This window comes from Bizionia argentinensis JUB59 (genome assembly GCF_000224335.1).
GTDB lineage: Bacteria > Bacteroidota > Bacteroidia > Flavobacteriales > Flavobacteriaceae > Algorimicrobium > Algorimicrobium argentinense.
In genome coordinates this window covers 1-1387 of sequence record NZ_AFXZ01000026.1, presented here as the reverse complement: position 1 = coordinate 1387, position 1387 = coordinate 1, and the positions used below count along the sequence as shown (strand labels likewise).

Here is a 1387-nt window from a genome sequence, read left to right as displayed (position 1 = left end):
GGCAACAAGCTGAAAAACATCACGAATGGAAAAATATTATTTGATAGAACAACCACCAATCGCTGAAAAATATACATTTTTAGTAGACGACATTTCGGATAAAGTAAATTATGGTCGAGCAACAGATATTGACAAGATAAATTACAACCGAAAATTGATTGGAGAAAAGTTCGATATTGATTTAAAAGTTGGACTTCTTATGGCTGAAAGTAAAGGAAGTACTTTTGTTTTTGATTTAGGAACTTTTGTAACTGTTTTAGAATTAAGAGCTGACCAAAAAGAAGGGAAAATGACTTTTTTTGATTGTGTGATTGATATGCCAAAAAGTGATATAAACAAAATGCTCGTTGACGCTTATTCACAGAATATTGCTAATGAATGGTTTAAAGTTCAAGAAAAGCTATTAGAAAATTTTCCACTAGAAAACGATATAATTAGATTACACAAACCTGAATTTTAAAATGGGATATAAAAAAGTGTGTTTAGATTGTCGAAAAGCTTTTAACAGACCTGCCGATTTGGAAAAGGCTCATACCTCAATTTGTCCTCAATGCGAAAAACCAATGACTGAATTATATCATTTGTTTCAACCGCCAAAACAAACTGATATTAAAAAATGGAATGTCGTGAAATTTTTAGTAGAAAATGGATTTAGATATTACCACATTAGAGAAAATGAATCTATTGACAAAAGAACTGGAAAAATTGCGGAATATCAAAATTATGCAAAATATCCAGAGTCTATGAAAGACGCAAAGGAATTTGTCGAATTATATAAAGAACAAACAATAACGGAATAAAGCCAGTTGCCAACACCGTATATAATTTATTGCTAGTTCTAGACTACTTACGAAAATCCTCGCGGATTTTCTATTCGGTTTTTATTTGCTAAATTAGGTGCTTAAACCACGCAACAAACCATATACAATCACGTTAGGTGTCATTTGAAATGAAGGCAGAAATAAAAAGAAACATAAGGGATAGGTGGATAGAATCGCTTTTTGAAATTGCTCACTCGGAATTTCAAAACCGACTTTGGATTAAAGCTGACTATAAAAATTCAGTTGGAGATTATAACGAATGTGTTTGCGGATATTTTGACGATTTGGATTTGGAAAATGGATATTCTGACTTTATTGCAAACGGAATAATATCGGAATCGGAATATAAAATTGTAACGGAATTACACTCTGAATTTAGAAAATATGCAGAGCGAACTGAAAAGCGGAATTTATCGGACAAAAATATTCTTGAAGATGTTGAATGGATTAACGTTACGAACATCGGATTAAAAACGTGGACTGATTTAAAAAAGAAAACGAAATCGATTCGCGATAAAGAATTAATGACTGAATTGGAAAACAAATATCTGAAAGAAAAAACGCCA

Annotated in this window: 3 protein-coding genes; all 3 read left to right on the top strand. The window is 31.5% G+C overall.

Annotation, left to right across the window (positions count from 1 at the left end; genetic code table 11):
• Positions 1 to 25: 25 nt before the first annotated feature.
• Entirely contained in the window at positions 26 to 460 is a 435-nt protein-coding gene (locus tag BZARG_RS08190) for a hypothetical protein (protein WP_008637221.1), read from the top strand.
• Position 461: 1 nt separating this feature from the next.
• Positions 462 to 800, top strand: coding sequence for a hypothetical protein (locus tag BZARG_RS08185; RefSeq protein ID WP_008637219.1), 339 nt, complete (start codon positions 462 to 464; stop codon positions 798 to 800).
• 149 nt (positions 801 to 949) lie between these two features.
• Positions 950 to 1387 (top strand): hypothetical protein (locus BZARG_RS08180; protein WP_040288253.1); only part of this gene is annotated, 438 nt, incomplete at its 3' end.